The organism is Pseudomonas sp. MOIL14HWK12:I2, assembly GCF_000510745.1.
Lineage (GTDB): Bacteria > Pseudomonadota > Gammaproteobacteria > Pseudomonadales > Pseudomonadaceae > Chryseomonas > Chryseomonas oryzihabitans.
On sequence record NZ_AZOA01000020.1, the window covers coordinates 14611 to 41393 of the forward strand.

The following is a 26783-nucleotide window of genomic DNA, read 5'->3' on the forward strand; positions in this document are numbered from 1 at the left end:
CGCCCTCGCCGGTGGCGACCTCCGGATCCCGCCATGACCCCACGCGTCCTCCTGCCCCTGCTGCTCACCGGTCTGCTCGTGGCCTGCTCCAGCCCACCCGAAACCACGCCGCCGCAGCCCACCACCCCGGCCGACGAGCCGGTCCCGGTGGCCGGCGCTCCCACCCCGGCCAATCTGCGCGAGATCTCCGGGGTGCTGCGCAATGCCCAGGGCCTGGTCCCGGCCGGCGCCCAGGTGGAGATCGCCCTGCTGGCGGTCAATGCCAAGGGCCTGCCGCAGCGCCTGCTGGCCAGCGAGACGGTGACCGGCAAGGGCGCGCCCCTGGCCTTCCGCCTGCCCTTCAATCCCGAGATCTTTCCCACCCGCCCGGATCTCAAGGTGGAATTCCACGCGCGCCTGATCCAGGCCGGTCAGCTGGCCAGCTATCTGCCGCCGGTGAATGTCGGCGGACCGACCACGCAGAATCTCGGCGAACTGGTGCTGAACCAGACCCCGTGACGCCCCCGGCCGACCTCGTCGCCGCCCTGACGGCTCTGCTCGGCGACGCCCGTCTCTGTCTGCAGGCGTTGCCCGACAGCGACCTGTCGCTGTGGTTGATCGATCCGGCCAACATGGCGCGGGCCTTTTCCCCCGCGGAAACCCAGCGCCTGTTGGAGGCACCACCCTACTGGGCCTTCTGCTGGGCCAGTGGCCTGGCCCTGGCGCGCTGGATCGTCGCCCATCCCGAGCACGTTGCCGGGCGCCAGGTCCTGGATTTCGGCAGCGGCTCGGGCATCGCCGGACTCGCCGCCGCCCGGGCCGGCGCGGCGCGGGTGGTCTGCTGCGACCTCGATCCCCTGGCCCTGGCGGCCTGTCGCGCCAATGCCCAGGCCAACGCCGTGCAGATCGAGACGCTGGAAGATTTCTCTGCCAGCACCGAGCGCTTCGATCTCATCCTGGCCGCCGACGTCCTCTACGACCGTGCCAATCTGCCCTTGCTGGACCTCCTGCAGGCGCGCGCCGAGCGGATCCTGCTGGCCGATTCGCGGGTACGCGACCTCGCCCACCCCGGCTTCACCCGCGTCGCCATGCTCCAGGCCTGCACCCTGCCGGATCTGGCCGAGCCGGACGAATTCCGCCGCGTGGCGCTCTATCGGGGCTGAGCCGGCCCGCCTTGTTTCCAAGCCCGGCGCCCCCACCTATAGTGCAACTTTCGTCTGCCGAGTCCGCCATGAGCCAGGTCCCCTACATTTTCGACGCCACCCTCGACACCTTCCAGCAACAGGTCATCGATGCCTCCTTCAGCACCCCGGTGCTGGTGGACTTCTGGGCCGAGTGGTGCGCGCCCTGCAAGGTGCTGATGCCGCTGCTGGCCAAGATCACCGAGTCCTATGGCGGCGCTCTGCACCTGGCCAAGGTCAACTGCGACATCGAGCAGGAACTGGTGATGAGATTCGGCATCCGCAGCCTGCCCACCGTGGTGCTGTTCAAGGATGGCCAGCCGGTCGACGGCTTCGCCGGCGCCCAGCCGGAATCGGCCATCCGCGCCCTGCTCGAACCCCATGTCCAGGCCCTGCCGCCGGCCGAGGAAGATCCGCTGGACGCCGCCCAGGCCTTGTTCGCCGAGGGTCGTTTCGCCGAAGCCGAGGCGCTGCTCAAGGCCGTGCTGGAAGAAGACAACAGCGACGCCCTGGCGCTGATCCTCTATGCCCGCTGCCTGGCCGAGCGCAATGAACTGGACGATGCCCAGGCCGTGCTGGACGCGGTCAAGGGTGACGAACACAAGCAGGCTCTGGCTGGTGCCCGTGCCCAGCTGACCTTCCTGCGCCAGGCCGCCAGCCTGCCCGAGGTCGCCGACCTCAAGAGCCGCCTGGCTCGCGATGCCGGCGACGACGAGGCCGCCTACCAACTGGCCGTGCAGCAACTGGCCCGCCAGCAATACGAACCGGCACTGGATGGCCTGCTGGAGCTGTTCCGCCGTAATCGCGGCTACGGCGACGATCTGCCACGCAAGACCCTGGTGCAGGTCTTCGATCTGCTGGGCAACGACCACCCGCTGGTCGCCACCTATCGCCGCCGCCTGTACCAGGCGCTGTACTAAGCGCCGGTCGACAATGGCTGCGTCGCCTCGGACGCAGCCTTATCCACTGCGGGCGTCCTTCCAGCGCGGTGGACATTCGGTAGCGTGGAAAACCGCGCAGCGTTTTCCACTCCCCCGCTCCAGCCTCACCCCTGCCAGATATAGAACTGCGCCTCCCCCACCCGCTCCATGCGCACCTGGGGACTGTGCCTCAGCCGCACCAGCAGCTGCTTGGCCACGCCCAGATTGCCGGTGAGCTTTTCCAGCGCCACGAGGATGTCCGGCCCGCTGAGCCGTCCGGCGGAGCTGAGCAGCTTCACCACCTGATCCCAGAGCATGTCGCCACCCGACTTGGGTCCGCTGGGTGCGGCGCTCACGGCCGCGGCAGGCAGGGGCGCCTCGGTCGGCCGCAGGGCGGCGGCCAGGCGTTGCCAGTCGGCCTCCTCCAGTTCCACCGTGAGATCCACGGGCTGGCTGCCGATGGTTCCGCGAATGCGTACCATGGTGTTCTCCTCGTCGTGCAGAGGCCCATGCTCCCACAGCCATCGGCCCACGCCAAACCGAGGTTGCAGCGCGCAAATGCAACAACATAACATAGCGCCTCTCCACCCTTTGGAAGTCCACCATGCGCCTGCCCCTGCTGACCCTCTGTCTTGCCGCCGTGCTCGCCCAACCGGCCTTTGCTCATGGTACCGATGACGACCATGACGAACACGAGCACGGCGCCCTGGGCGCCCATGTGCACGGCGAATCCCACCTCGACGTGGCCCAGACCGACAGCGGCCTGGAACTCCAGTGGCGCAGTCCGGCGGCCGATCTGCTGGGCTTCGAGCATGCCCCGCGCAATCGACAGGAAGAAGACGCCGTCGCCGCCCTGCGCCAGAGTCTGGAAAATCCCCAGGCCCTGGTGAAGCTGCCCGCCGCCGCCGATTGCCGCCTGACCGAAGCCAGCGCCATCAGCCCGCTGTTTGCCAAGGATTCCAGCGCCAGCGGCCATCTCGACGTGGAGGCCAGCATGAGCTTCAACTGCAGCAAGCCGGGCGCGCTCGCCAGCCTGGATCTCTCCGGCTGGTTCGCCCGCTTCCCCAACAGTCACAGCGTCGAGGTCCAGGCCATCGTCGCCAGCGGCCAGCAGGGCGCCGAACTGACCGCCCGGCAACCGCAGCTCAAGTGGTAGGACGGTCGTGACCTCTGTCCCCCTGGTCGAGATCCAGGACCTCGGCTTCGCCTGGCCCGGCCAGGCGGAATGCCTGGACATCCGGCACTTCCAGCTGGCGCCCGGCGAGGCGCTGTTTCTCGAAGGCCCTTCCGGCAGCGGCAAGACCACCCTGCTCGGCCTGCTCGGCGGCGTGCAGCGCCCCAGTCGCGGCCAGGTGCGCCTGCTCGGTCAGGACCTGGGAGCCCTCGCCACCGCCCGGCGCGACCGTTTTCGCGTCGACCACACCGGCTTTCTCTTCCAGCAATTCAATCTGCTGCCCTTTCTCTCGGTCTTGGACAACGTCCTGTTGCCCTGCCAGTTCTCGGCGCTGCGCCGCGAGCGCGCCTCGACGCGGCATGGTGATCCCCGGGGCGCAGCCCTGACCCTGCTCCGCGCCCTGGGACTGAGCGATCCCGCGCTGCCCCGCCGTCCGGCCCGCGAACTCTCCATCGGCCAGCAGCAGCGCGTCGCCGCCGCCCGCGCCCTGATCGGCCAGCCGGAACTGGTGATCGCCGACGAACCCACCTCGGCGCTGGACAGCGACCACCGCGATGCCTTCCTGCAACTGCTGTTCGCCGAGTGCGCCGCCGCCGGTGCCGGCCTGCTGTTCGTCAGCCACGACCGCAGTCTGGCCAGTCGTTTCGACCGCCATCTGACCCTGGCCCAGCTCAACGCCGCCCGGCCGGAGACCTAGGATGCCGCTCCTGCAACTGGCCTGGGCCAGCCTGCGCAATCGCCGCGCCACCGCCCTGCTCACCGTCTTCACCATCGCCGTCTCGGTGGCCCTGCTGCTGGGTGTCGAACGCCTGCGCACCGAGGCCAAGGCCAGTTTCGCCAGCACCATCGCCGGTACCGACCTGGTGGTGGGCGCCCGTTCCGGCGCGGTCAACCTGCTGCTCTATTCGGTGTTCCGCATCGGCAACGCCACCAACAACATCCGCTGGGAGAGCTACGAGAAGCTCGCCGCCGATCCCCGCGTCGCCTGGACCATCCCGCTGTCTCTGGGCGATTCCCACCGCGGCTACCGGGTGCTGGGTACCGACGGCAACTACTTCACCCACTACCACTACGGGCGCAACCAGCCGTTGCGGCTGGCCCAGGGCCGGCCCTTCGCCGACGTCTTCGAGGTGGTGCTGGGCGCCGAGGTAGCCAAGGCGCTGCACTATCGGCTGGGCGACAAGGTCGTGCTGGCCCATGGCGTCGCCACCATCAGTCTGACCGAGCACAGCGACCACCCCTTCACCGTGGTCGGCATCCTCGCCCCCACCGGCACCCCGGTCGATCGCACCCTGCACATCCCGCTGAGCGGCATGACCGCCCTGCACCTGGACTGGCGCGGCGGCCTGCCCGGGCCTTCGCTGAGCGACGCCGAGGTGCGCCGGCGCGATCTCACGCCCCAGGACCTGACCGCCGCCCTGGTCGGCCTCAAGAGTCGGGTGGCCACCTTTGCCGTGCAGCGCGCGGTCAACGAGTACCGTGGCGAGCCGCTGCTGGCCATCCTGCCCGGTGTGGCCCTGCAGGAGCTCTGGGGCCTGCTCGGCACGGCGGAACAGGCGCTGCTGGTGATGTCGCTGTGCGTGGTGCTCACCGGGCTGGTGGGCATGCTCACCGCCCTGCTCGCCAGCCTCAACGAAAGACGCCGGGAGATGGCCATCCTGCGCTCGGTGGGCGCCCAGCCGCGCCACCTGTTCGGCCTGTTGCTGGCAGAGGCCCTGACCCTCACCCTGGCCGGCTGTCTCGCCGGGCTGGCGCTGCTCTATGGCGCCATCGCCCTGGGCCGGCCCTGGCTGCTGGCGGAATACGGCCTGGCATTGCCGCTGGACTGGCCCTCGCTCTACGATGGGCAACTGCTCGGCGGTATCCTGCTCGCAGCCCTGGTGCTCGGCTGCATCCCGGCCTGGCGCGGCTGTCGCCAGGCCCTCACGGACGGGTTGTCCGTGCGACTCTAGACGAGGCCCCACCATGCGCCTGGCGCTCCTGCTGTTGCTCTGCTGGCTGCCCTGGGCCCAGGCCGAACCCCGCCAACTCGCCTGGCGCGAACTGGTGCCGGCCGATGCGCCGCGCTTCAATCCCGGCAGCGTCGACCACGGCCTCGGCGAAGACGGCCCGGCCGCCAGCCAGCCCTGGCCGGACGCCCCCACGGTGGCCGCCCTGGATGGCCAGGAGGTGCGCCTGCCCGGCTACGTGGTGCCGCTGATGGTCACCGACGAGGGCGAGGTCACCGAATTCCTGCTGGTCCCCTATTACGGCGCCTGCATCCACGTACCGCCGCCGCCGGGCAACCAGATCGTCTACGTGAAAGGCAGCCACGACCTCTGGCTGTCCAAACTGCACCTGCCCTACTGGGTGGAAGGCCGCCTGGGCGTGGGCAGCCAACGCAGCGAGGTGGCCGTCGCCGGCTATTGGCTGCAGGCCCAACGCATCCAGCCCTACATTCTCAAGGGTGACGGTTCCTAAGGCGATCCGCCCCACCCTTGAGCGAGATCAAGAGTCCGCCGTTTCAGCTTCGCTAGGCTGCTCCCAGCCCTTTTTCAATGCCTTCGGAGCCCTCGCCATGCGTCCCCTCTTCCGTCTCAGCCTGCTCGCCCTTGCCCTGGCCGCGCCCTTCGCCCAGGCCCACCAGGCCGGCGACATCATCCTGCGCGCCGGCGCCATCACCGTGGATCCCCACGAGCGCAGCTCCGACGTCAAGATCGACAGAGGCGCCCTGAGCGGCGCCAATCTGGGCGGCAAGGCGACCATGGACAGCGACACCCAGCTGGGGCTGAACGTCGCCTACATGCTCACCGACCACCTGGGCCTCGAATTGCTGGCGGCCACGCCCTTCGAGCACCAGGTCAATATCAAGGGCACCGGGCTGGACGCCGCCAACGGAAAGCTCGGCAGCCTCAAGCACCTGCCGCCGACCCTGAGCCTGGTCTACTACCCGCTGGACGCCAAGGCGACGTTCCAGCCCTATGTCGGCGCCGGCCTCAACTACACCTGGATCTACGACGAGCACGTCGGCAGCGGCGCCAGCGCGGCCGGCTTCGACAACTTCCGCGCCGACAACTCCTGGGGCTGGTCCGCCCAGGTCGGCGCCGATCTCATGCTCTCCGACCGGGTGATGCTCAACGCCCAGATCCGCTATATCGACATCGCCACCACCGCCCATGTCGACAACACCGCCCTCGGCGCCCGCGCCAAGGTCGATCTGGACGTGGATCCCTGGGTCTACATGGTCGGCCTGGGCTATCGCTTCTAGGCCAGCGCAAGCCACTCGCCCGCAGGTTGGCGCTGGGCAGCTCCAGCGTCGACGCCCAACCGGCCAGGGAGTGCCCCTGGCCGCGTCCGCTAATCCCGCAGCAGTGCTGCCAGCCCCGTGCCCATGCTCGTGGGCTGACTGAAATCGAAGCGCTCGCGCAGGCGGCGGTTGTCCGCCTTCGAATGGCGGATGTCCCCGGCCCGCGCCGCGCCATGGGTTACCGGCGGCAGGCCACCCAGCACCTGGCCGATCTCCGCCAGCAGGCCGTTCAGGCTGATGGTCTCGCCGCGCCCCACGTTCACCGCCCCGGCCGTCACTTCGGGGGCTTCCAGCGCCTGCACCAGGATGCCCACCAGATCGGCGACATAGACGAAATCGCGGGTCTGCTCGCCATCACCGAACACCGTGATCGGCGTCTGCCGGCGGGCGCGTTCGGTGAAGATGCTGATCACCCCCGAATAGGGCGAAGACGGATCCTGACGCGGACCATAGATGTTGAAGAAGCGGAAGATCGCCGGCTCCAGACCGTGCTCGCGACGATAGAAGTCGAAGTAGTATTCGCCCGCCAGCTTGTCCGCCGCATAGGGCGTCAGCGGCGCCTTGGGCAACTCCTCGTCGATGGCCTGCCCCTGGCCGTTGGCGCCATAGACCGCCGCGCTGGAGGCATAGACCACCCGCTTGATCCCGGCCTTGCGCATGGCCTCGCACAGATTCAGGGTGCCGATGAAGTTGGCCCTGTGGGTGCCCACCGGGTCCTCCACCGACGCCTGCACCGAGGCCACCGCGGCCAGGTGCACCACCGCCGCGCAGCCGGCCATCGCAGCTTCCAGGGTCGCGACATCGGCCACGTCTCCCACCCGCAATTCGATGCGGTCGTCGTCCAGCGGCAGATTCTCACGCTTGCCGGTGCTCAGGTCGTCCAGCACCCGCACCCGCCTGCCCCGCGCCAGCAGCGCGTCGGCCAGGTGGGAGCCGATGAAACCGGCACCGCCAGTGATCAGAATGGGCGCATCACTCATCGAAACCTACCTCGTCCTGCCGAAAGCCCTGCAACAGCGCCGGCAGCTCCTGCTGCCAGCGCCGCGCCTTGATGCCAAAGGTGTTGAGCAGCTTGCGACTGATCAACACCCCCTGTTGTGGCTCTTCCGCGGCATCCGCACGCTCGAGGTGCGTCACCTCCTGCCACTCGCAGCGCACCGGCCGGTCGAATTCCTGCCAGAGCTGGGCGACGGTCTCGGCCAGACCCAACTCCGACACCGCTTCCTGGGCGCCGTAGTGATAGGTCCCCCAGAGCGGTGCGCCGCAGTCGAGCTGCTTGACCACGGCCAGCAGCACCCGGGCGGCATCGCCCACGGTGGTCGGATTGCCGCGCCGGTCGCCCGCCATCGGCACCACCTGCTCGGTGCCCAGCTGCCGCAGCAACCGCCCCAGGCGACCGTCACGGGAGTCATCCAGGACCCAGCCCAGGCGCAGCAGGATGTGCATCGGGCACAGCGCCCGCACCAGCTGCTCGACCCGCCAGAGCGCCTCGCCCCGTGCCCCGGGGGGCCGCGGAAGATCCTTTTCACTATAGCCGGCCACGCGCGAGCCATCGAACAGCTGATAGCTGGACGGCTGGATCAGAGGAATCTGATAGTGCTGGCAGAGGCCGGCCAGGCGTTGCACGGCCAGCGCCTGGCGCTGCATCAGCGCCGGATCGAAGTCCGCGGCCTGCAGCCAGTCGTGGTAATAGGCGAGATTGATCACCGCCCCCGGTCGGACCCGGTCGAGGACCTCGGTCAGCCCGGCGGCGTACCAGCCCTCCGTGGGAGTCTCGGGGGCGACGAATTCGATGCCCGCTTCGGCACCGGCGGCGAGTAGCGCCTTGCCCAGGGCGCTCTCCCCGCCCACTACTAGAAGACGCATACGCATGTGTTGGAACAGCCTTCAAACCAGCATAAACAGGCGTCGAAAGACTCGACGGACATCGGTCAACATAGCGCGTCGCGCCAACCTTGCTCAAGCATCGGCGGTACCTGCGGCCGGTTGCTCGCGGGTTTGTTCGCGCAGGGTATGGTTGGCGGCGCTCTTGAGATTGGGCAGCAGGCGGCAGATCAGCGCCAGCTGGGTGCACACCAGCCGGTAGCCGTCGTCGTTGTCCTCGGCCGCGGCCTCCAGTTCATCGGCCAGGCTGGTCTCCTCCTCGGCGGTCGGCGGCAGACTGCGGCGTTCCGCCACCGCCGCCGCGATGGATTCCATACCCTCGGCGATGCGGGTCACGGCGCGCTCCACCAGGGCATCGTGCTCGGCCGCCTCCAGCTGGCGGCGATGGGCGCCCAGGGCCGACAGGTAGCCCAGCAGGGTGTTGGACAGCGCCAGATAGCGAAAGCCCGCTTCCAGGTTACGACGGAAGTGCCCGGGATCGCGCAGCATGTTGGCCAGCGCGGCCGACAGGGTCGCATCGGCGTTGTGGGCGTTGCGCCGCGCCACCCGGTAGTCGAGATCGTCGCGCTTGCCGGTGCGGTACTGCTCGTGCAGTCGGCGCAGATAGAGCGCATTGGTACGCAGGGTATTGGCCATCACCTGGTGCAGCCGCCGCCCCTGCCAGTCCGGCAGGACGAAGAACACCGCCAGTACCGCGATCAGGCAGCCCAGCAGGGTATCCAGCAGCCGCGGCCAGATCAGCATGAAACCGTTGCCCACCTGGTTGAAGCAGAACAGCACCATGAGGGTGATGGCCGCGGTGGCGACGGTGTAGCGATCCGTCCGGGTGATAAAGAACACCAGGCCGCCCACCAGCGCCAGCAAGAGCTGGATCTCCGGCTGCCCGAACAGCTCCAGCAGGGCGCTGCCCAGCAACAGCCCGATCACCGTACCCACGATCCGCTGCACCAGCCGCACCCGGGTCGCTCCGTACTGCGGCCTGCAGACGAACACCGTAGTCAAGAGGATCCAGTAGCCATTCACTGGGTGGATCAGGTGCAGCACGCCATAGCCGGCCATCAGCGCCAGCGCCATACGCAGGCCATGGCGGAACAGCAGCGAGGTCGGGGTCAGCTGCAGGCGGATACGCTGGAACACCTCGCGCAGGGAGCGTGCCGCCGGATCCAGCAGGCTGGTATCCAGATCAGCCGCCCCCGAGTCGCTGTTGCCCGCCTCGGAGAATTGTCGCTCCAGGGTCGAAAGGTTGTGTCCGAGCAGGTCCAGGGAGCGCAGCAGGCCCCGCCAGCGCGGATTCTGCTGCTGCTTGAGATACTCCAGCGAGGCCTGCAGATCGGTCAGGCCCTGCTGACTCTGCTGGCCGTATTCGAAAGGCTGTCCGAGCCGGATCGCCTCGCCCATGTTCAGGCAGGCCGTGGCCTGCAACTTGAGCAGGCGCTGGCAGCGAAAGAGGATGTCGCTGTGAAAGAAGGCCTCGGTCAGGGCACTGTAGGGATAGTGCGAAGAGCTGGCGCGCTCGTGGATGTCCTGCGCCATGAAATACAGGCGGAAATAGCGCCCCGAACGCGCACCGGGCCGTCCCGAGCGGCCGAAGCGATTGAGGATGGTCGCCTTGGCCTGGTTCAGCGCCTGCACCACCTTGCCGTTCTGCTGGGCCAGCAGCACCCGCCGCCGGTGCAGATCCACCCCGCGCACCGGCTCGAGCATCTCGGCCTTGAGCCTGAGTAGCGTCCCCAGTTCGCCATACAGAGCGGACAGATTCTGTCGCACCGGCTGGTGGGCGAAGAGCGCGCACCAGAGCACCGAGAGCAGGCCGTACCACAATGCCCCGGCCAGCAGGTGTGCCGGCTCGTACCACAGCGGCACCTGGGCGCCGAGGCGCTGATCCACCCCGATCATGGCATAGATGGACAGGATCACCGTGGCCTGGGCCACCGAGGCGTAGCGCTCGCCGATGGCGCCCAGCATCGTCAGGCTGAAGGTGGCCAGGCCCAGGCCCACCACGAAGATCCAGGGATAGGGAAACAGCAGCTCGACCGCGAAGGCCGCCACGGTGAAGCACAGCAGCGTCACCGCCAGCGACTTGAGTCGCCCCAGCCAGCTGTCGTCGGTTTCCGCCAGGGCGCTGGCGATGATGCCAAGGAATACCGGCGACAGCGCGCGCAGATCGCCCAGCGACCAGCAGACCGCCATGGCGCCGCTCAGGGCGACAAAGACGCGAACGCCATAGCTGGCCTTTTCGTGCGCCCAGAGCTGGCGCAAAGACACTCCAAACACAGTCATGACGGGAGAGCGAGCCTCGTGTTTTCGCGCTTGATGCGAACCTTAGCACTGCGACGTCGCAAGCGGCGTCCGAGACAGCCTTTCCCGCACTTTTTTCGCGGACGAAAAAAAGCCCGGCGGTTGCCGGGCTCTTTTCTACCCATGGATCAGGCCACTTCGCTGGGATCTATCCCCAGGCCCTTGGCCACGCCCACGCCATAGGCGGGATCGGCCTTGAGGAAGTGACCGATCTGCCGCAGCTGCACCTCGCGGGTTACCGTACCCAGGGCGCCGACGATGTTGTCGATCAGCAGCGCCTGCTGGTCGGCATTCATCAGGCGGAACAGCGCTCCGGCCTGGCTGAAGTAGTCCTCGTCCACCCGGTGATCATAGCGATCGGCCGGCCCGGCGAAGTTCAGCGCCGGCTCGCGATACTGGGGCGCCTGCTTGGGCGTGTGGCCATAGCTGTTCGGCTCGTAGTTCGGCTGCGAACCGCCATTGCCATCGAATCTCATGGCCCCGTCACGCTGGTTGTTGGCGTAGGGGCAACGGGGTGCGTTGACCGGCAGTTGCTGATAGTTGGTGCCCACCCGGTAGCGCTGGGCGTCGGCATAGGCGAATACCCTGCCCTGCAGCATGCGATCGGGCGACAGCCCCACGCCCGGCACCACGTTGCTCGGCGCAAAGGAGGCCTGCTCCACCTCGGCGAAGTAGTTCTGCGGATTACGGTTGAGCTCCAGCACCCCCACCTCCTGCAGCGGATAGTCCTGCTGCGACCAGACCTTGGTCACGTCGAAGGGATTCTCGGCACGGCTAGCTGCTTCCTGTTCGCTCATCACCTGGATGCACAGCGTCCAGCGCGGGAATTCGCCGCGCTCGATGGCCTGGAACAGGTCGCGCTGGCTGTAGTCCGGATCGGTACCGGCCAGGCGTGCCGCGTCGGCCGGCGCCAGATTCTTGATCCCCTGCTGGCTCTTGAAGTGAAACTTCACGAAGTGCCGCTCGCCCTGGGCGTTGATCAGGCTGAAGGTATGGCTGCCGAAGCCATGCATGAAGCGATAGCCGTCCGGAATGCCGCGATCGGAGAACAGGATGGTGACCTGATGCAGCGATTCGGGCGACAGCGACCAGAAATCCCACATCATCTGCGGACTCTTCAGGTTGCTCCAGGGATCGCGCTTCTGGGTATGGATGAAGTCGGGGAATTTCAACGGATCGCGGATGAAGAACACCGGGGTGTTGTTGCCGACGATGTCCCAGTTGCCTTCTTCGGTATAGAACTTCACGGCGAAACCGCGGGGATCGCGCTCGGTATCCGCCGAGCCGCGCTCACCGCCCACGGTGGAAAAGCGCAGCAGGGTCTCGGTCCGCTTGCCCACCTCGGCGAACAGCCTGGCGCTGCTGAGGTGCGTGATGTCCCGGGTGACGGTAAAGGTGCCATAGGCCGCGGAGCCCTTGGCATGCACGCGTCGCTCGGGAATGACTTCACGGTTGAAATGCGCCAGCTTCTCGATCAAATGGAAGTCGTCGAGCATCAGCGGACCGCGCGGACCGGCGGTGCGGGAATTCTGGTTGTCGGCCACCGGAATGCCGCTGGCGGTGGTGAGGATCTTGGTATCAGTCACAGGTATCTCCCTCTAAAAGCGTTGGCTGATCGCTTGAGAGAAGTATCGCCACGGCAATACTTTAGGACTAATTTATTGATCCTAGCATCCTGATAGAAAAATCTGCGATCAGAAGTCGGATGCGAAGGGCCTGGTCTTCACCAAACGCCGGGCATGAAAAAGCCGGGCAAGAGCCCGGCTTTTTCCAGAACGCAGCTACTTATTCAGCAGCCTGTTCCACGGTACCGCCGACCGGACGGTCGATCAGCTCGACATACGCCATGGGCGCATTGTCGCCAGCGCGGAAGCCGCACTTCAGGATACGCAGGTAGCCACCCGGACGGTTGGCGTAGCGCTTGCCCAGGTCGTTGAACAGCTTGCCAACGGCAGCTTTCGAACGGGTACGGTCGAAAGCCAGACGACGGTTGGCGACGCTGTCTTCCTTGGCCAGGGTGATCAGCGGCTCGGCAACGCGGCGCAGTTCCTTGGCTTTCGGCAGGGTAGTTTTGATCAGCTCGTGCTCGAACAGCGACACAGCCATGTTCTGGAACATGGCCTTGCGGTGTGCGCTCGTGCGGCTCAGATGACGACCACTTTTACGATGACGCATGATTGAAATTCCTTCCCAAACTATCGTTCGGTGAACAATGACGATCAGGCAGTAGCCTTGTCGTCCTTCTTAAGGCTTGCAGGGGGCCAGTTGTCCAGGCGCATACCGAGCGACAGACCACGGGAGGCCAGGACGTCCTTGATTTCGGTCAGGGACTTCTTGCCCAGGTTCGGGGTCTTGAGCAGCTCCACTTCGGTACGCTGAATCAGGTCACCGATGTAGTAGATGTTCTCCGCCTTGAGGCAGTTGGCCGAACGAACGGTCAGTTCCAGATCGTCCACCGGACGCAGCAGGATCGGATCGATCTCGTCTTCCTGCTCGACCACGACCGGCTCGCTGTCGCCCTTGAGGTCGACGAACGCTGCCAGCTGCTGCTGCAGGATGGTGGCGGCACGACGGATGGCTTCTTCCGGATCCAGGGTACCGTTGGTTTCCAGGTCAAGCACGAGCTTGTCCAGGTTGGTACGCTGTTCGACCCGGGCGTTTTCCACCACATAGGCCACGCGACGAACCGGGCTGAACGAAGCATCGAGCTGCAGACGACCGATTGCGCGGGTTTCGTCTTCTTCGCTCTGACGCGCGTCGGCGGGCTCATAGCCACGACCGCGGGCGATTTTCAGCTTCATGTTCAGCGAACCGTTGTCCGCCAGGTGGGCGATGACGTGCTCACCGTTGACGATCTCGACGTCGTGATCGACCTGAATGTCAGAGGCCAGAACCGGCCCCTGACCTTTCTTGCTCAGGCTCAGGGTGACTTCGTCACGGCCGTGCAACTTGATGGCCAGACCCTTGAGATTGAGCAGGATCTCGATCACGTCTTCCTGCACGCCTTCGATGGCGCTGTACTCGTGCAGGACACCGTCGATCTCTGCTTCGACTACCGCGCAGCCAGGCATGGAGGACAACAGGATACGCCGCAGCGCGTTGCCCAAGGTATGGCCGAAACCACGCTCGAGAGGCTCGAGGGTGATCTTGGCACGGGTCTGACTAACCGCCTGCACATCGATATGGCGGGGGGTCAGGAACTCATTTACCGAACTCTGCATGGATGCACCTACTTTCTAGCCCTTACTTGGAGTAGAGCTCGACAATCAGGTTTTCGTTGATGTCGGCGGAGAGATCACCACGGGCCGGCACGCTCTTGAAGGTGCCTTCCTTTTTCTCGGTGCTCACTTCGACCCACTCAACACGGCCACGCTGGCCGCACAGCTCGAGAGCTTGAGCGATACGCAGCTGGTTCTTGGCCTTCTCGCGGACCGCGACGACGTCGCCGACCTTGACCTGATAGGAGGGAATGTTGACGGTCTGACCGTTGACGGTGATCGACTTGTGGGAGACCAGCTGGCGCGATTCAGCGCGAGTGGCACCAAAGCCCATGCGATACACCACGTTGTCCAGACGGCACTCGAGCAGTTGCAGCAGGTTTTCACCGGTAGCGCCCTTGCGACGGGCAGCTTCCTGATAGTAACCGGCGAACTGACGCTCGAGGACACCGTACATGCGGCGGACTTTCTGCTTTTCACGCAGCTGCAGACCGTAGTCGGACAGACGACCGCGACGCTGACCATGCTGGCCAGGAACGGTTTCCAGCTTGCACTTCGAGTCGAGGGCACGAGCGCCGCTCTTCAGGAAGAGGTCAGTGCCTTCGCGGCGGGACAGTTTGCACTTGGGACCAATGTAACGAGCCATTTCTCACTGTCTCCTATTACACGCGACGCTTCTTCGGCGGACGGCACCCGTTATGCGGGATGGGCGTCACGTCGGTGATGCTGGCGATCTTGTAACCACAGGCATTCAGGGCGCGAACAGCGGACTCGCGGCCGGGGCCGGGACCTTTGACGTTCACGTCCAGATTCTTCAGACCATATTCCAGAGCGGCTTGGCCGGCACGTTCGGCTGCAATCTGGGCAGCGAACGGGGTGCTCTTACGGGAGCCACGGAAGCCGGAGCCACCGGAGGTCGCCCAGGACAAAGCATTGCCCTGACGATCGGTGATGGTCACGATGGTGTTGTTGAAAGACGCATGGATGTGGGCGATGCCATCAACCACTGTCTTTTTGACTTTCTTACGAGGACGAGCAGCAGGTTTTGCCATGACTAGATTCCTGTCGATTCGCGGATGCGATTACTTGCGGATCGGCTTGCGCGGGCCCTTACGGGTACGGGCATTGGTCTTGGTGCGCTGACCACGGACCGGCAGACCACGGCGGTGACGCAGACCGCGGTAGCAACCCAGATCCATCAGGCGCTTGATGTTCATGTTGATTTCGCGGCGCAGGTCACCCTCGGTGAGGATTTTGGCGACCTCGTTACGCAGCTGATCGACCTGCTCGTCGCTCAGTTCTTTGATCTTGGCGGTCGGCTCGATGCCGGTGGCCGCGCAGATCTTCTGAGAGGTGGTGCGACCGACACCATAGATGTAGGTCAGCGAGATAACAGTGTGCTTGTTATCTGGAATGTTGACGCCTGCAATACGGGCCATTCAGAAAAACTCCAATTGACAGCTACCGACGCCCCGGAAGCCAAGAAAAGGGCGCGCGATATTAACGCTGTAGGAACAAATGATCAACCCGGCAGCACACTAGCTGCCGGGTTAGACGCGTGATTCACACTCAGCCTTGGCGCTGCTTGTGACGCGGTTCAGCGCTGCAGATCACGCGCACGACGCCTTCGCGGCGAATGATCTTGCAGTTACGGCACAGCTTCTTGACCGATGCACGAACTTTCATGACAACTCCTCTAACCTTACGGGTAACGGATCAGCGCATCATGCCGCTGCCGTAGCCCTTCAGGTTGGCTTTCTTCATCAGGGACTCGTATTGATGAGATACGAGATGGGATTGGACCTGGGACATGAAGTCCATGACCACTACCACCACGATCAGCAACGAGGTCCCGCCGAGATAGAACGGCACGTTCGCCGCGACCACCAGGAACTGGGGCAACAAGCACACCGCCGTCATGTACAGGGCACCGAACATGGTCAGTCGGGTCAGCACGCCATCGATATAGCGCGCGGACTGCTCACCAGGACGAATACCCGGGATGAACGCCCCGGATTTCTTCAGGTTCTCTGCCACGTCCTTGGGGTTGAACATCAGCGCCGTATAGAAGAAGCAGAAGAAGATGATCCCTGCACTAAACAGCAAGATGTTCAGCGGCTGACCAGGCGCGATGGCCTGAGCCACGTCCTGCAACCAACCGAGACCTTCGGACTGACCGAACCACGAACCGAGCGATGCCGGAAACAGCAGGATGCTGCTGGCGAAGATCGCCGGGATGACCCCGGCCATGTTCACCTTGAGCGGCAGATGGCTGTTCTGCGCAGCGAAGACCTTGCGACCCTGCTGACGCTTGGCGTAGTGCACGGCGATACGACGCTGCCCACGCTCGATGAACACCACGAAGGCGATGATGGCGACCGCCACCACACCGACCATGATCAGCGCGAAGATGTTGATATCGCCCTGCCGTGCCGACTCGAAGGACTGACCGATGGCGCGAGGCAAACCCGCGACGATACCGGCGAAGATCAGCATCGAGATGCCATTGCCGATACCGCGCTCGGTGATCTGCTCACCCAGCCACATCATGAACAGTGCGCCTGCGACGAAGGTGGTGACAGCTACGAAGTAGAAGCTGAAGCCCACGCTGAACGCCACGCCCTGACTGGCAAGTCCAACCGACATCCCGGTGGCCTGAACGAGCGCCAGAACCAGTGTGCCGTAACGGGTGTACTGGCTGATCTTGCGACGACCAGACTCACCCTCTTTCTTCAATTGCTCCAGCTGTGGGCTGATCGCGGTAAGCAGCTGCATGATGATCGATGCCGAGATGTACGGCATGATCCCCAGTGCAAAGATGCTCATCCGCTCCAGCGCACCGCCAGAGAACATGTTGAAGAGGCTAAGAATGGTCCCCTCGTTCTGCCTGAACAGTGCGGCCAGCTGATCGGGATTGATACCCGGAACAGGGATGTGCGCACCGATCCTGTAGACGATGATCGCCAGGAACAGGAATCGGAGGCGGGTCCACAGCTCGGACATACCACCGGTCTTGCTGAGCGCAGAGAGAGCACCTTGCTTAGCCATTTATTCCTCGATCTTGCCGCCAGCTGCTTCGATGGCTGCACGTGCGCCCTTGGTGGCACCAATGCCCTTCAGGGTGACGGCACGGGTGACGTCGCCGGACAGCACAACCTTGACACGCTTGATGTCGCGACTAATCACGTTGGCGTCTTTCAGCGCCTGCAGATCGACGACATCGACATCAACCTTGGCCAGCTCGGAGGTACGAACCTCGGCGCGGTCCAGGGCCTTCAGCGAAACGAAGCCGAACTTGGGCAGACGACGGTGCAGCGGCTGCTGGCCACCCTCGAAGCCGGGAGCAACCTTGCCACCGGAACGGGAGGTCAGACCCTTGTGGCCGCGGCCACCGGTCTTGCCCAGGCCGCTACCGATACCACGACCGGGACGCAGCTTCTCGCGGCGAGCGCCGGGAGCGGAACGCAGATCATTCAATTTCATGACTTAACCCTCCACACGCAGAAGGTAATAGGCCTTGTTGATCATGCCGCGATTCTCAGGGGTGTCCTGAACTTCGACGGTGTGACCAATGCGACGCAGGCCGAGACCCTTGACGCAAGCCTTGTGATTGGCCAGACGGCCATGGACGCTCTTGATCAGCGTGACCTTGACGGTTGCGTTAGCCATGATCAGAGAATCTCCTCGACGCTCTTGCCACGCTTGGCGGCAACAGCTTCCGGCGCCTGCATGTGTTTGAGACCTTCGAAGGTCGCGTACACCACGTTTACCGGGTTGGTGGAGCCGTAGCACTTGGCCAGGACGTTCTGCACACCAGCGACTTCCAGCACGGCGCGCATGGCACCGCCGGCGATGATGCCGGTACCGTCGGAAGCGGGCTGCATGTACACCTTGGAGGCGCCATGGGCGGCCTTGACCGGGTACTGCAGGGTGGTGCCGTTCAGATCCACCTGGATCATGTTGCGGCGAGCAGCTTCCATAGCCTTCTGGATGGCAGCAGGCACTTCACGGGCCTTGCCACGGCCGAAGCCAACGCGGCCTTTGCCATCGCCAACCACGGTCAGAGCGGTGAAGGCGAAGATACGGCCGCCTTTCACGGTTTTGGCTACGCGGTTAACTTGAACCAGCTTCTCGATGTAGCCTTCGTCGCGCTTTTGATCGTTATTTGCCATGACTTAGAACTCCAGCCCGCCTTCACGAGCAGCGTCGGCCAGCGCTTTGACGCGACCATGGTACTTGAAGCCAGAACGATCAAAGGCCACCTGGGTAACGCCAGCGGCCTTGGCACGCTCGGCGACCAGCAGACCAACTTTCTTGGCCGCCTCGACGTTGCTGGTAGCGCTTTCGCGCAGTTCTTTGTCCAGCGTAGAAGCGCTGGCCAGGACCTTGCTGCCGTCGGCCGCGATGACCTGGGCATAGATGTGCTGGGAAGAGCGGTACACGCACAGACGCACCACTTCCAGCTCGCGCATCTTCAGGCGAGCCTTGCGAGCGCGACGCAGTCGGGTTTCTTTCTTGACGGTCATTTGCTATGCCCTACTTTTTCTTGGCTTCTTTACGGTGGACGACTTCGTCGGCATACCGTACGCCCTTGCCCTTGTAAGGCTCCGGCGGACGGAAACCACGAATCTCAGCCGCAACCTGGCCGACCAGCTGCTTGTCGATACCCTTGATCAGGATTTCGGTCTGGTTGGGGGTTTCTGCGGTGATGCCTTGCGGCAGGTCGTAGTCCACGGGGTGAGAGAAGCCCAGAGCGAGGTTCAGCACCTGACCTTTGGCTTGGGCCTTGTAGCCCACACCGACCAGTTGCAGCTTGCGCTCGAAGCCCTGGCTGACGCCGACCACCATGTTGTTGACCAGGGCACGGGTAGTGCCGGCCATCGCACGGGTCTGCTGATCGCCATTGCGAGCAGCGAAACGCAGCTCACCGGACTCTTGAGTGACTTCAACGGACGGATGGACCTTCAGCTCCAGAGCGCCCTTGGCACCCTTGATCGAAAGGGCCTGACCGGCCAGATTAACTTCGACGCCTGCAGGCAGTCTTACAGGGTTTTTAGCAACGCGAGACATGCTGATTCCCCTTAGAAGACTGTGCAGAGCACTTCGCCGCCAACACCAGCAGCACGGGCTGCGCGATCAGTCATCACACCTTTGTTGGTGGAAACGATCGACACGCCCAGACCGCCACGCACTTTCGGCAGCTGGTCAACGGCTTTGTACTGGCGCAGACCGGGACGGCTGCTACGCTTCAGCTCTTCGATGACAGGCTTGCCTTCGAAGTACTTCAGCTCGATGGACAGCGACGGCTTGGATTCCGCGCTGACCTGAAAATCCGCGATGTAACCTTCGTCCTTGAGGACTTTGGCGACGGCAGCCTTCAGCTTGGAAGAAGGCATGCTCACAACGGCCTTTTCAGCCATCTGGGCATTACGGATACGAGTTAGCATGTCTGCTAACGGGTCCTGCATACTCATGGGCTATTAGCTCCTAATACAGAAATTGAGCCTACCGGCTCTCAAAATCACCCCTCGGCAATAGGCCGATTCGGGCGAGCCGAGCATTCTAGAGATCGGCCTGAAACGAATCAAGCCCCAAAAGGGGCTTGATTCAGTTACCGCGATGAAAGGCGCTAGCTGTTACCAGCTGGCCTTCACCAGGCCGGGCACGTCACCACGCATGGCTGCTTCACGCAGCTTGATGCGGGACAGACCGAACTTGCGGTACACGCCATGCGGACGACCGGTCAGGCGGCAGCGGTTACGCATGCGGCTGGCGCTGGCGTCACGGGGCTGCTTCTGCAGGGCGACCTGGGCATTCCAACGCTCCTCGGGGGAGGCGTTGACGTTACCGATGGTCGCCTTCAGCTCGGCGCGCTTCTTGGCGTACTTGGCAACCGTTTGCTGACGCTTCAGCTCACGGTTAATCATGCTTTGCTTAGCCATTTGAAGACCTCAATCAGTTACGGAACGGGAAGTTGAACGCGCGCAGCAGCGCACGGCCTTCCTCGTCGGTACGAGCGGTGGTGGTCAGGGTGATGTCCATGCCACGCAGCGCATCGATCTTGTCGTAATCGATTTCCGGGAAGATGATCTGCTCTTTCACGCCCATGCTGTAGTTGCCACGACCATCGAAGGACTTGGCATTCAGGCCGCGGAAGTCACGTACGCGCGGCAGGGAGATGGACAGCAGACGATCCAGGAATTCATACATGCGATCGCTACGCAGGGTCACCTTGACGCCAATCGGCCAGCCTTCGCGGATCTTGAAGCCAGCAATGGAATTGCGGGCATAAGTCACGACCGGCTTTTGACCAGCGATCTTTTCCAGGTCAGCTACAGCGTTGTCGATGATCTTCTTGTCACCGACTGCTTCGCCCAGACCCATGTTCAAGGTGATCTTGGTGATGCGCGGAACTTCCATCACGTTACCCAGCTGAAGCTGCTCTTTCAGCTTGGGCGCGATTTCCTTCCGATAAATCTCTTTCAATCGAGCCATGGTGATCTACCTAGCAGCTTCAGGCCTGGACCGCTTTTTGGGTCGACTTGAAGATACGAATCTTCTTGCCGTCTTCGACTTTGAAACCAACGCGGTCAGCCTTGTTGGTCTCGGAGTTGAAAATGGCAACGTTGGAGACATGCAGAGGGGCTTCTTTCTCTACGATGCCACCCTGAACGCCCAGCATGGGGTTGGGCTTGGTGTGGCGCTTGACCAGGTTGACCCCGCCAACGACCAGACGGTCATCGGCGAGCACCTTCAGCACCTTGCCACGTTTGCCCTTGTCCTTGCCGGCAATGACGATTACCTCGTCGTCACGACGAATCTTTTGCATGTCGGCTACTCCTTACAGCACTTCGGGGGCAAGGGAGACGATCTTCATGAACTTCTCGGAGCGAAGTTCACGGGTCACCGGCCCAAAGATACGGGTGCCAATCGGCTCTTGCTTGTTGTTCAGCAGAACCGCGGCGTTGCCGTCGAAGCGGATGATGGAACCGTCGGTGCGGCGGACGCCGTGCTTGGTACGCACGACGACAGCAGTCATCACCTGACCTTTCTTCACCTTGCCGCGCGGAATTGCTTCCTTGACGGTGACTTTGATGATGTCGCCGATGCCGGCGTAGCGGCGGTGGGAACCGCCGAGCACCTTGATGCACATCACGCGACGAGCGCCGCTGTTGTCGGCGACGTCAAGCATGGATTGAGTCTGGATCATGGCTCTCTACCCTTATACCTGAACGGCGCGCTCGACGACGTCAACCAGGGTCCACGCCTTGGTCTTGGCCAGCGGGCGGGTTTCGCGAATGGTGACCAGGTCACCAATGCGGCACTGATTGGTTTCGTCGTGAGCGTGCAGCTTGGTGGAACGCTTCACGTATTTGCCGTAGATCGGGTGCTTTACGCGACGCTCGATCAGTACGGTCACGGTTTTGTCCATCTTGTCGCTGACCACTCGGCCGGTCAGCGTACGGACAGTTTTTTCAGCTTCAGCCATGATCACTTACCTGCTTGCTGGTTCAGCACAGTCTTGACGCGAGCGATGTCGCGCTTCACTTGCGAGAGCATGTGAGACTGACCCAACTGGCCAGTTGCCTTCTGCATACGCAGATTGAACTGGTCACGCAGCAGGTTGAGAAGCTGCTCGTTCAGCTCCTCTACGGATTTCTCACGCAAATCTTTCGCTTTCATCACATCACCGTCCGCTTAACAAAGGAGGTTTCGACGGGAAGCTTGGCAGCGGCCAGGGCGAATGCCTGACGAGCCAGATCCTCGGAAACACCCTCGATCTCGTACAGGACCTTGCCCGGCTGGATCTGGGCTACCCAGTACTCGACACTACCCTTACCTTTACCCATCCGCACTTCGAGAGGCTTCTTGGTGACAGGCTTGTCAGGGAAGACGCGGATCCAGATCTTGCCGCCACGCTTCACGTGACGGGTCAGCGCACGACGTGCGGATTCGATCTGGCGAGCGGTCAGACGGCCACGGCCGACAGCCTTCAGCGCGTACTCGCCGAAGCTGACCTTGCTACCGCGATGAGCCAGACCACGGTTGTGGCCGGTCATCTGCTTGCGGAATTTTGTACGCTTGGGTTGCAGCATGTTGCGTACTCCTTACTTAGCAGCAGCTTTTTTGCGCGGAGCCGGGGCGACGGGCTTGAGCTCTTCCTGGCGGCCACCAATGACCTCACCCTTGAAGATCCAGACCTTCACACCGATCACACCGTAGGTGGTGTGAGCTTCCGCAGTGGCGTAGTCGATATCGGCACGCAGGGTGTGCAGGGGCACACGACCTTCGCGATACCACTCGGTACGGGCGATTTCAGCACCGCCCAGACGACCGCTCACTTGAATCTTGATGCCTTTGGCACCAATGCGGATCGCGTTCTGCACGGCGCGCTTCATGGCGCGACGGAACATCACACGACGCTCAAGCTGCTGCGCAACGCTCTGCGCAACCAGGGCACCGTCGAGCTCCGGCTTGCGGATCTCTTCGATGTTGATGTGCACGGGCACACCCATTCTTGCGGTCAGGTCCTGACGCAGCTTCTCGACATCCTCACCTTTCTTGCCGATCACGATACCGGGACGGGCGGTGTGGATGGTGATGCGTGCGGTTTGAGCCGGGCGATGAATATCGATACGGCTTACGGACGCGCTTTTTAGTTTGTCCTGGAGGTACTCACGAACCTTCAGGTCGGCCAGCAGATAGTCCGCATAAGTGCGCTTATCCGCGTACCAGACCGAAGTGTGCTCCTTGACGATACCCAGGCGAATGCCATTGGGATGTACTTTCTGACCCATCTGATCGACTCCGTTACTTGTCCGCAACCTTGACCGTGATATGGCAAGACCGCTTCACGATGCGATCAGCACGACCTTTGGCACGCGGCATGATGCGCTTGAGCGAACGACCTTCGTTTACGAAGACGGTGGAGACCTTCAGGTCGTCCACGTCGGCGCCTTCATTGTGCTCGGCGTTGGCAACAGCCGACTCCAGCACCTTCTTCATGATTTCAGCGGCTTTCTTGCTGCTGAAAGTCAACAGGTTGAGCGCTTCGCCCACCTTCTTCCCGCGAATCTGGTCGGCGACCAAGCGGGCTTTCTGGGCGGAGATACGAGCGCCCGACAGCTTAGCGGCTACTTCCATCTTCCTCACCCCTTAACGCTTGGCTTTCTTGTCAGCCGCATGACCGCGATAGGTGCGGGTAGCAGCGAACTCGCCGAGTTTGTGGCCGACCATGTCTTCGTTCACCAGAACGGGGACATGTTGACGACCGTTGTGCACAGCGATGGTCAGGCCGACCATCTGCGGCAGGATCATCGAACGACGCGACCAGGTCTTGATCGGCTTGCGTTCGTTTTTTTCCACCGCGACTTCGATCTTCTTCAACAGGTGAAGATCGATAAAAGGACCTTTCTTCAGAGAACGGGGCACAGTCGAATCCTCTACTGATTACTTGCCGCGACGGACAATCATCTTGTCGGTACGCTTGTTGGAGCGCGTCTTGAGACCCTTGGTCTTGACGCCCCACGGCGAAACCGGATGACGGCCACCGGAAGTACGACCTTCACCACCACCGTGCGGGTGATCGACCGGGTTCATGGCAACACCACGAACAGTCGGACGCACGCCACGCCAGCGGGTGGCACCGGCCTTACCCAGCGAACGCAGGCTGTGCTCACCGTTGGACACTTCGCCCAGGGTGGCACGGCACTCGGACAGCACCTTGCGCATTTCACCGCTGCGCAGACGCACGGTGACGTAGGCGCCTTCGCGGGCGACCAGCTGAGCGGAGGTACCCGCGGAGCGAGCGATCTGAGCGCCTTTGCCAGGCTTCAGCTCGATACCGTGGATGGTGCTACCGACCGGCACGTTACGCAGCGGCAGGTTGTTGCCGGCCTTGATGGGCGCGCCAGCGCCGGACAGCAGCTGGTCACCGGCAGCAACGCCCTTGGGGGCGATGATGTAGCGACGCTCGCCATCGGCGTACTTCAGCAGAGCGATGTGTGCAGTACGGTTCGGATCGTATTCGATACGCTCAACGACGGCAGGGATGCCATCCTTGTTGCGACGGAAATCGACCAGACGATAGTGCTGCTTGTGACCACCGCCGATGTGGCGAGTGGTGATACGACCATTGTTGTTACGGCCGCCGGACTTGCTCTTCTTCTCCAGCAAAGGAGCGTAGGGCGCGCCTTTGTGCAGATCAGAGTTGACCACCTTGACCACAAAGCGGCGGCCAGCGGAGGTCGGCTTGCATTTTACGATTGCCATGATGCCCCCTGATTACTCGGCGCTGCTGGAAAAGTCGAGATCCTGGCCCGGCTGGAGCGCGATGTACGCTTTTTTCCAGTCGTTACGCTTGCCCAGACCACGAGCGGTGCGCTTGGTCTTGCCCTGGACGTTCAGGGTGCTGACGCTGCGAACCTTGACCTCGAACAGCTGCTCGACGGCCTTCTTGATTTCCAGCTTGGTTGCATCGGTGGCAACCTTGAATACGAACTGCTTCTGGCTGTCCGCCAGCATGGTGGCCTTCTCGGAGATGTGCGGGCCAAGCAGCACTTTGAATACGCGTTCCTGGTTCATGCCAGCAGCTCCTCGAATTTCTTCACGGCGGACACAGTGACCAGCACCTTGTCGTAGGCGATCAGGCTGACCGGGTCGGAACCCTGGACATCACGCACGTCGACGAAAGGCAGGTTGCGGGCGGCCAGATACAGATTCTGGTCGACAGCGTCGGTCACGATCAGCACGTCGCTCAGGCCCAGGCCGTCCAGCTTGCTGACCAGGGTCTTGGTCTTGGGCGCGTCGACGGCGAAGTCGTCAACCACGACCAGACGATCCAGACGGACCAGCTCGGCGAGGATGGAGCGCAGTGCAGCGCGGTACATCTTCTTGTTCAGCTTCTGGCTGTGATCCTGGGGCTTGGCTGCGAAAGCCACGCCACCGGAACGCCAGATGGGGCTGCGGATGGTACCGGCACGGGCACGACCGCTGCCCTTCTGACGCCAGGGCTTCTTGCCGCCGCCGCTGACTTCGGAACGGGTCTTCTGGGCACGGGTGCCCTGACGACCGCCAGCCATGTAGGCAACGACTGCCTGGTGAACCAGGGTCTCGTTGAATTCACCGCCGAAGGTGTGCTCGGAGACTTCGATAGCTTGAGAGCCATTCACATTGAGTTGCATGTTCTCTCTCCTCTCAACCACGGGCCTTGACAGCGGGACGCACGATCACGTCACCACCCGGCGCGCCGGGGACGGCACCCTTGACCAGCAGCAGGTTGCGCTCGGCGTCTACACGCACGACTTCCAGCGACTGAACGGTTACACGCTCCGCACCCAGGTGACCGGACATTTTCTTGCCCTTGAACACTCGACCAGGAGTCTGGCACTGGCCGATGGAACCAGGTGCACGGTGGGAAACGGAGTTACCGTGGGTGTTGTCCTGACCACGGAAGTTCCAGCGCTTGATGGTACCGGCGTAGCCCTTACCTTTGGACTGACCAGTGACATCAACCATCTGACCGGCTTCGAACAGGGCTACGGTGACTTCGTCGCCAGCCTTGTACTCACCGTCTTCCAGGCGGAATTCGAGGACGCTACGACCAGCAGCAACGCTGGCCTTGGCGAAGTGACCGGCTTGCGCCTTGGTCACGCGGGAAGCACGACGCTCGCCCACGGTTACCTGAATGGCACGGTAGCCATCGGTTTCTTCGCTTTTGAATTGGGTTACGCGATTCGGCTCGATCTCAATGACCGTAACCGGAACGGAAACGCCTTCTTCGGTGAAAACGCGGGTCATACCGCATTTACGACCGACTAAACCAATCGTCATGTTGAGAACCTCTTGAGTGTACGGGGCTTTCACCCGCTATGGCCGCCCATTTCAGAGCGTTACACGACTGAAACCTTGACGGTCTCAGCCGAGGCTGATTTGCACTTCAACGCCAGCGGCGAGATCGAGCTTCATCAGCGCATCGACGGTCTTGTCGGTGGGCTGAACGATGTCGAGCACACGCTTGTGGGTACGAATTTCGTACTGGTCACGAGCGTCCTTGTTGACGTGCGGAGAAATCAGCACTGTGTAACGTTCCTTGCGGGTTGGCAGAGGAATCGGACCACGCACCTGAGCACCAGTACGTTTCGCGGTTTCCACGATTTCCTGGGTAGATTGATCGATCAGGCGATGATCAAAAGCCTTCAACCGAATACGGATTTGTTGATTTTGCATTTGACCTCAGACTCCAAGCTTTCCCCTCGGGCAAAAAGGTGCCCGATTAAAGGAGGCGCAATTCTAAGGATGTCGCTGACAGCTGTCAAGAACGCCTCTTTTGCCATCTGTCAATTTCATGAGGCAAGAAAAAAGGCCCCGAAGGGCCTTTTTTCGTTTCAGATCAATCGATTACTCGATGATCTTGGCAACCACGCCGGCGCCGACGGTACGACCGCCTTCACGGATGGCGAAACGCAGACCATCTTCCATCGCGATCGGAGCGATCAGGGTGACAACCATCTTGATGTTGTCGCCCGGCATCACCATCTCGACGCCTTCCGGCAGTTCGCAGTTACCGGTCACGTCGGTGGTGCGGAAGTAGAACTGCGGACGGTAGCCCTTGAAGAACGGGGTGTGACGACCACCTTCTTCCTTGGACAGCACGTACACTTCGCACTCGAACTTGGTGTGCGGCTTGATGGTGTTCGGCTTGGCCAGAACCTGGCCACGCTCCACGTCTTCACGCTTGGTGCCACGCAGCAGCACGCCGACGTTCTCGCCAGCACGGCCTTCGTCCAGCAGCTTGCGGAACATTTCAACGCCGGTGCAGGTGGTCTTGACGGTGGCCTTGAT

Annotated in this window: 42 protein-coding genes; 8 read left to right on the plus strand and 34 right to left on the minus strand. The window is 62.9% G+C overall.

The window, feature by feature from the left end:
- Window positions 1–33 precede the first annotated feature (33 nt).
- The 3 genes from PSK12I2_RS0116055 to trxA all read left to right on the plus strand — a co-directional run bounded on the left by PSK12I2_RS0116055 (window position 34) and on the right by trxA (window position 2080).
- Window positions 34–498: a YbaY family lipoprotein gene (locus tag PSK12I2_RS0116055; protein WP_027599172.1), complete on the plus strand. Its 465-nt coding sequence runs from the start codon at window positions 34–36 to the stop codon at window positions 496–498.
- Window positions 495–1142 carry a methyltransferase gene (locus tag PSK12I2_RS0116060; protein WP_027599173.1) on the plus strand — a complete coding sequence of 216 codons (648 nt, stop codon included), beginning with the start codon at window positions 495–497 and terminating at the stop codon, window positions 1140–1142. The genes PSK12I2_RS0116055 and PSK12I2_RS0116060 overlap by 4 nt, the downstream gene beginning before the upstream one ends.
- A gap of 68 nt (window positions 1143–1210) precedes the next feature.
- Window positions 1211–2080 carry a thioredoxin gene (gene trxA / locus PSK12I2_RS0116065; RefSeq protein ID WP_007161216.1) on the plus strand — a complete coding sequence of 290 codons (870 nt, stop codon included), beginning with the start codon at window positions 1211–1213 and terminating at the stop codon, window positions 2078–2080.
- A 125-nt stretch (window positions 2081–2205) separates the two neighbouring features.
- Here the strand turns inward: trxA and PSK12I2_RS0116070 are convergent, their stop codons facing one another.
- Window positions 2206–2562 (minus strand): hypothetical protein, encoded by a 357-nt coding sequence (locus tag PSK12I2_RS0116070; protein ID WP_007161217.1) that lies wholly within the window; start codon window positions 2560–2562, stop codon window positions 2206–2208.
- Window positions 2563–2684: 122 nt separating this feature from the next.
- Here PSK12I2_RS0116070 and PSK12I2_RS0116075 point away from each other — a divergent pair, with 122 nt between their 5' ends.
- From PSK12I2_RS0116075 to PSK12I2_RS0116095, 5 genes are all read left to right on the plus strand, one after another.
- A complete protein-coding gene (locus tag PSK12I2_RS0116075; protein ID WP_027599174.1) occupies window positions 2685–3236 on the plus strand; it encodes a DUF2796 domain-containing protein in 552 nt (183 codons plus the stop codon).
- A 7-nt stretch (window positions 3237–3243) separates the two neighbouring features.
- Window positions 3244–3951, plus strand: a complete 708-nt coding sequence (locus tag PSK12I2_RS0116080) for an ABC transporter ATP-binding protein (RefSeq protein WP_027599175.1) — start codon at window positions 3244–3246, stop codon at window positions 3949–3951.
- Between the two features lies 1 nt (window position 3952).
- Window positions 3953–5206, plus strand: coding sequence for an ABC transporter permease (locus tag PSK12I2_RS0116085; RefSeq protein WP_027599176.1), 1254 nt, complete (start codon window positions 3953–3955; stop codon window positions 5204–5206).
- Window positions 5207–5219: 13 nt separating this feature from the next.
- Window positions 5220–5714: a DUF3299 domain-containing protein gene (locus tag PSK12I2_RS0116090; protein ID WP_007161221.1), complete on the plus strand. Its 495-nt coding sequence runs from the start codon at window positions 5220–5222 to the stop codon at window positions 5712–5714.
- Between the two features lie 97 nt (window positions 5715–5811).
- Window positions 5812–6501 (plus strand): OmpW family protein, encoded by a 690-nt coding sequence (locus PSK12I2_RS0116095; protein ID WP_027599177.1) that lies wholly within the window; start codon window positions 5812–5814, stop codon window positions 6499–6501.
- 89 nt (window positions 6502–6590) lie between these two features.
- Here PSK12I2_RS0116095 and PSK12I2_RS0116100 read toward each other — a convergent pair whose 3' ends face one another.
- From PSK12I2_RS0116100 to PSK12I2_RS0116260, 33 genes are all read right to left on the minus strand, one after another.
- On the minus strand, window positions 6591–7520 hold the full coding sequence (locus PSK12I2_RS0116100) for an NAD-dependent epimerase/dehydratase family protein (protein ID WP_027599178.1): 930 nt from the start codon (window positions 7518–7520) through the stop codon (window positions 6591–6593).
- Complete coding sequence (locus tag PSK12I2_RS0116105; RefSeq protein WP_177324652.1) at window positions 7513–8412, minus strand: sugar nucleotide-binding protein; 900 nt, start codon at window positions 8410–8412, stop codon at window positions 7513–7515. The genes PSK12I2_RS0116100 and PSK12I2_RS0116105 overlap by 8 nt, the downstream gene beginning before the upstream one ends.
- 87 nt (window positions 8413–8499) lie before the next feature.
- Complete coding sequence (gene yccS / locus PSK12I2_RS0116110; RefSeq protein ID WP_027599180.1) at window positions 8500–10704, minus strand: YccS family putative transporter; 2205 nt, start codon at window positions 10702–10704, stop codon at window positions 8500–8502.
- Window positions 10705–10850: 146 nt separating this feature from the next.
- Window positions 10851–12308 carry a catalase gene (locus PSK12I2_RS0116115; RefSeq protein WP_027599181.1) on the minus strand — a complete coding sequence of 486 codons (1458 nt, stop codon included), beginning with the start codon at window positions 12306–12308 and terminating at the stop codon, window positions 10851–10853.
- Between the two features lie 199 nt (window positions 12309–12507).
- On the minus strand, window positions 12508–12897 hold the full coding sequence (gene rplQ, locus PSK12I2_RS0116120; protein ID WP_007161227.1) for a 50S ribosomal protein L17: 390 nt from the start codon (window positions 12895–12897) through the stop codon (window positions 12508–12510).
- A 44-nt stretch (window positions 12898–12941) separates the two neighbouring features.
- Window positions 12942–13943 (minus strand): DNA-directed RNA polymerase subunit alpha, encoded by a 1002-nt coding sequence (gene rpoA / locus PSK12I2_RS0116125; protein WP_027599182.1) that lies wholly within the window; start codon window positions 13941–13943, stop codon window positions 12942–12944.
- A gap of 22 nt (window positions 13944–13965) precedes the next feature.
- Window positions 13966–14586: a 30S ribosomal protein S4 gene (rpsD, locus tag PSK12I2_RS0116130; RefSeq protein WP_007161229.1), complete on the minus strand. Its 621-nt coding sequence runs from the start codon at window positions 14584–14586 to the stop codon at window positions 13966–13968.
- 16 nt (window positions 14587–14602) lie between these two features.
- Window positions 14603–14992: a 30S ribosomal protein S11 gene (gene rpsK / locus PSK12I2_RS0116135; RefSeq protein WP_003281811.1), complete on the minus strand. Its 390-nt coding sequence runs from the start codon at window positions 14990–14992 to the stop codon at window positions 14603–14605.
- A 30-nt stretch (window positions 14993–15022) separates the two neighbouring features.
- A complete protein-coding gene (gene rpsM / locus PSK12I2_RS0116140; RefSeq protein WP_007161230.1) occupies window positions 15023–15379 on the minus strand; it encodes a 30S ribosomal protein S13 in 357 nt (118 codons plus the stop codon).
- Window positions 15380–15509: 130 nt separating this feature from the next.
- Window positions 15510–15626 carry a 50S ribosomal protein L36 gene (gene rpmJ / locus PSK12I2_RS0116145; protein WP_002555468.1) on the minus strand — a complete coding sequence of 39 codons (117 nt, stop codon included), beginning with the start codon at window positions 15624–15626 and terminating at the stop codon, window positions 15510–15512.
- A gap of 30 nt (window positions 15627–15656) precedes the next feature.
- Window positions 15657–16988 (minus strand): preprotein translocase subunit SecY, encoded by a 1332-nt coding sequence (secY, locus tag PSK12I2_RS0116150; RefSeq protein WP_027599183.1) that lies wholly within the window; start codon window positions 16986–16988, stop codon window positions 15657–15659.
- Window positions 16989–17423: a 50S ribosomal protein L15 gene (gene rplO / locus PSK12I2_RS0116155; protein ID WP_007161232.1), complete on the minus strand. Its 435-nt coding sequence runs from the start codon at window positions 17421–17423 to the stop codon at window positions 16989–16991. It lies immediately after the preceding gene.
- Window positions 17424–17426: 3 nt separating this feature from the next.
- Entirely contained in the window at window positions 17427–17609 is a 183-nt protein-coding gene (rpmD, locus tag PSK12I2_RS0116160; protein WP_007161233.1) for a 50S ribosomal protein L30, read from the minus strand.
- 2 nt (window positions 17610–17611) lie between these two features.
- Window positions 17612–18112, minus strand: coding sequence for a 30S ribosomal protein S5 (rpsE, locus tag PSK12I2_RS0116165; protein WP_007161234.1), 501 nt, complete (start codon window positions 18110–18112; stop codon window positions 17612–17614).
- Between the two features lie 3 nt (window positions 18113–18115).
- Window positions 18116–18466 (minus strand): 50S ribosomal protein L18, encoded by a 351-nt coding sequence (rplR, locus tag PSK12I2_RS0116170; protein WP_007161235.1) that lies wholly within the window; start codon window positions 18464–18466, stop codon window positions 18116–18118.
- Between the two features lie 10 nt (window positions 18467–18476).
- On the minus strand, window positions 18477–19010 hold the full coding sequence (rplF, locus tag PSK12I2_RS0116175; RefSeq protein ID WP_017640286.1) for a 50S ribosomal protein L6: 534 nt from the start codon (window positions 19008–19010) through the stop codon (window positions 18477–18479).
- A gap of 11 nt (window positions 19011–19021) precedes the next feature.
- Window positions 19022–19414 carry a 30S ribosomal protein S8 gene (gene rpsH / locus PSK12I2_RS0116180; protein WP_017640285.1) on the minus strand — a complete coding sequence of 131 codons (393 nt, stop codon included), beginning with the start codon at window positions 19412–19414 and terminating at the stop codon, window positions 19022–19024.
- Window positions 19415–19576: 162 nt separating this feature from the next.
- Window positions 19577–19882, minus strand: a complete 306-nt coding sequence (gene rpsN / locus PSK12I2_RS0116185) for a 30S ribosomal protein S14 (RefSeq protein WP_007161238.1) — start codon at window positions 19880–19882, stop codon at window positions 19577–19579.
- Between the two features lie 13 nt (window positions 19883–19895).
- Entirely contained in the window at window positions 19896–20435 is a 540-nt protein-coding gene (gene rplE, locus PSK12I2_RS0116190) for a 50S ribosomal protein L5 (RefSeq protein ID WP_007161239.1), read from the minus strand.
- Window positions 20436–20454: 19 nt separating this feature from the next.
- On the minus strand, window positions 20455–20769 hold the full coding sequence (gene rplX / locus PSK12I2_RS0116195; RefSeq protein ID WP_007161240.1) for a 50S ribosomal protein L24: 315 nt from the start codon (window positions 20767–20769) through the stop codon (window positions 20455–20457).
- A gap of 12 nt (window positions 20770–20781) precedes the next feature.
- Window positions 20782–21150 carry a 50S ribosomal protein L14 gene (rplN, locus tag PSK12I2_RS0116200; protein WP_007161241.1) on the minus strand — a complete coding sequence of 123 codons (369 nt, stop codon included), beginning with the start codon at window positions 21148–21150 and terminating at the stop codon, window positions 20782–20784.
- 12 nt (window positions 21151–21162) lie between these two features.
- On the minus strand, window positions 21163–21429 hold the full coding sequence (gene rpsQ / locus PSK12I2_RS0116205; protein ID WP_007161242.1) for a 30S ribosomal protein S17: 267 nt from the start codon (window positions 21427–21429) through the stop codon (window positions 21163–21165).
- Between the two features lie 2 nt (window positions 21430–21431).
- Window positions 21432–21623, minus strand: coding sequence for a 50S ribosomal protein L29 (gene rpmC, locus PSK12I2_RS0116210; protein ID WP_007161243.1), 192 nt, complete (start codon window positions 21621–21623; stop codon window positions 21432–21434).
- The gene (gene rplP / locus PSK12I2_RS0116215; RefSeq protein ID WP_007161244.1) at window positions 21623–22036 is read right to left on the minus strand and encodes a 50S ribosomal protein L16; all 414 of its coding nucleotides are present in this window, start codon (window positions 22034–22036) and stop codon (window positions 21623–21625) included. Before rplP ends, rpmC begins: the two co-directional genes overlap by 1 nt.
- Window positions 22037–22048: 12 nt before the next feature.
- The gene (gene rpsC, locus PSK12I2_RS0116220; protein ID WP_007161245.1) at window positions 22049–22738 is read right to left on the minus strand and encodes a 30S ribosomal protein S3; all 690 of its coding nucleotides are present in this window, start codon (window positions 22736–22738) and stop codon (window positions 22049–22051) included.
- 13 nt (window positions 22739–22751) lie between these two features.
- A complete protein-coding gene (rplV, locus tag PSK12I2_RS0116225) occupies window positions 22752–23084 on the minus strand; it encodes a 50S ribosomal protein L22 (RefSeq protein ID WP_007161246.1) in 333 nt (110 codons plus the stop codon).
- A gap of 12 nt (window positions 23085–23096) precedes the next feature.
- Complete coding sequence (gene rpsS, locus PSK12I2_RS0116230; RefSeq protein ID WP_007161247.1) at window positions 23097–23372, minus strand: 30S ribosomal protein S19; 276 nt, start codon at window positions 23370–23372, stop codon at window positions 23097–23099.
- Window positions 23373–23390: 18 nt separating this feature from the next.
- The gene (gene rplB / locus PSK12I2_RS0116235; protein WP_007161248.1) at window positions 23391–24212 is read right to left on the minus strand and encodes a 50S ribosomal protein L2; all 822 of its coding nucleotides are present in this window, start codon (window positions 24210–24212) and stop codon (window positions 23391–23393) included.
- 12 nt (window positions 24213–24224) lie between these two features.
- Window positions 24225–24524, minus strand: coding sequence for a 50S ribosomal protein L23 (gene rplW, locus PSK12I2_RS0116240; protein WP_007161249.1), 300 nt, complete (start codon window positions 24522–24524; stop codon window positions 24225–24227).
- Window positions 24521–25123, minus strand: a complete 603-nt coding sequence (gene rplD / locus PSK12I2_RS0116245; RefSeq protein ID WP_007161250.1) for a 50S ribosomal protein L4 — start codon at window positions 25121–25123, stop codon at window positions 24521–24523. The genes rplW and rplD overlap by 4 nt, the downstream gene beginning before the upstream one ends.
- Before the next feature lie 13 nt (window positions 25124–25136).
- Window positions 25137–25772 carry a 50S ribosomal protein L3 gene (gene rplC / locus PSK12I2_RS0116250; protein WP_007161251.1) on the minus strand — a complete coding sequence of 212 codons (636 nt, stop codon included), beginning with the start codon at window positions 25770–25772 and terminating at the stop codon, window positions 25137–25139.
- 84 nt (window positions 25773–25856) lie between these two features.
- Entirely contained in the window at window positions 25857–26168 is a 312-nt protein-coding gene (gene rpsJ, locus PSK12I2_RS0116255; protein WP_003243886.1) for a 30S ribosomal protein S10, read from the minus strand.
- A 171-nt stretch (window positions 26169–26339) separates the two neighbouring features.
- Window positions 26340–26783: EF-Tu/IF-2/RF-3 family GTPase (locus PSK12I2_RS0116260; protein ID WP_027599184.1), on the minus strand; the 444-nt coding region annotated here is incomplete at its 5' end.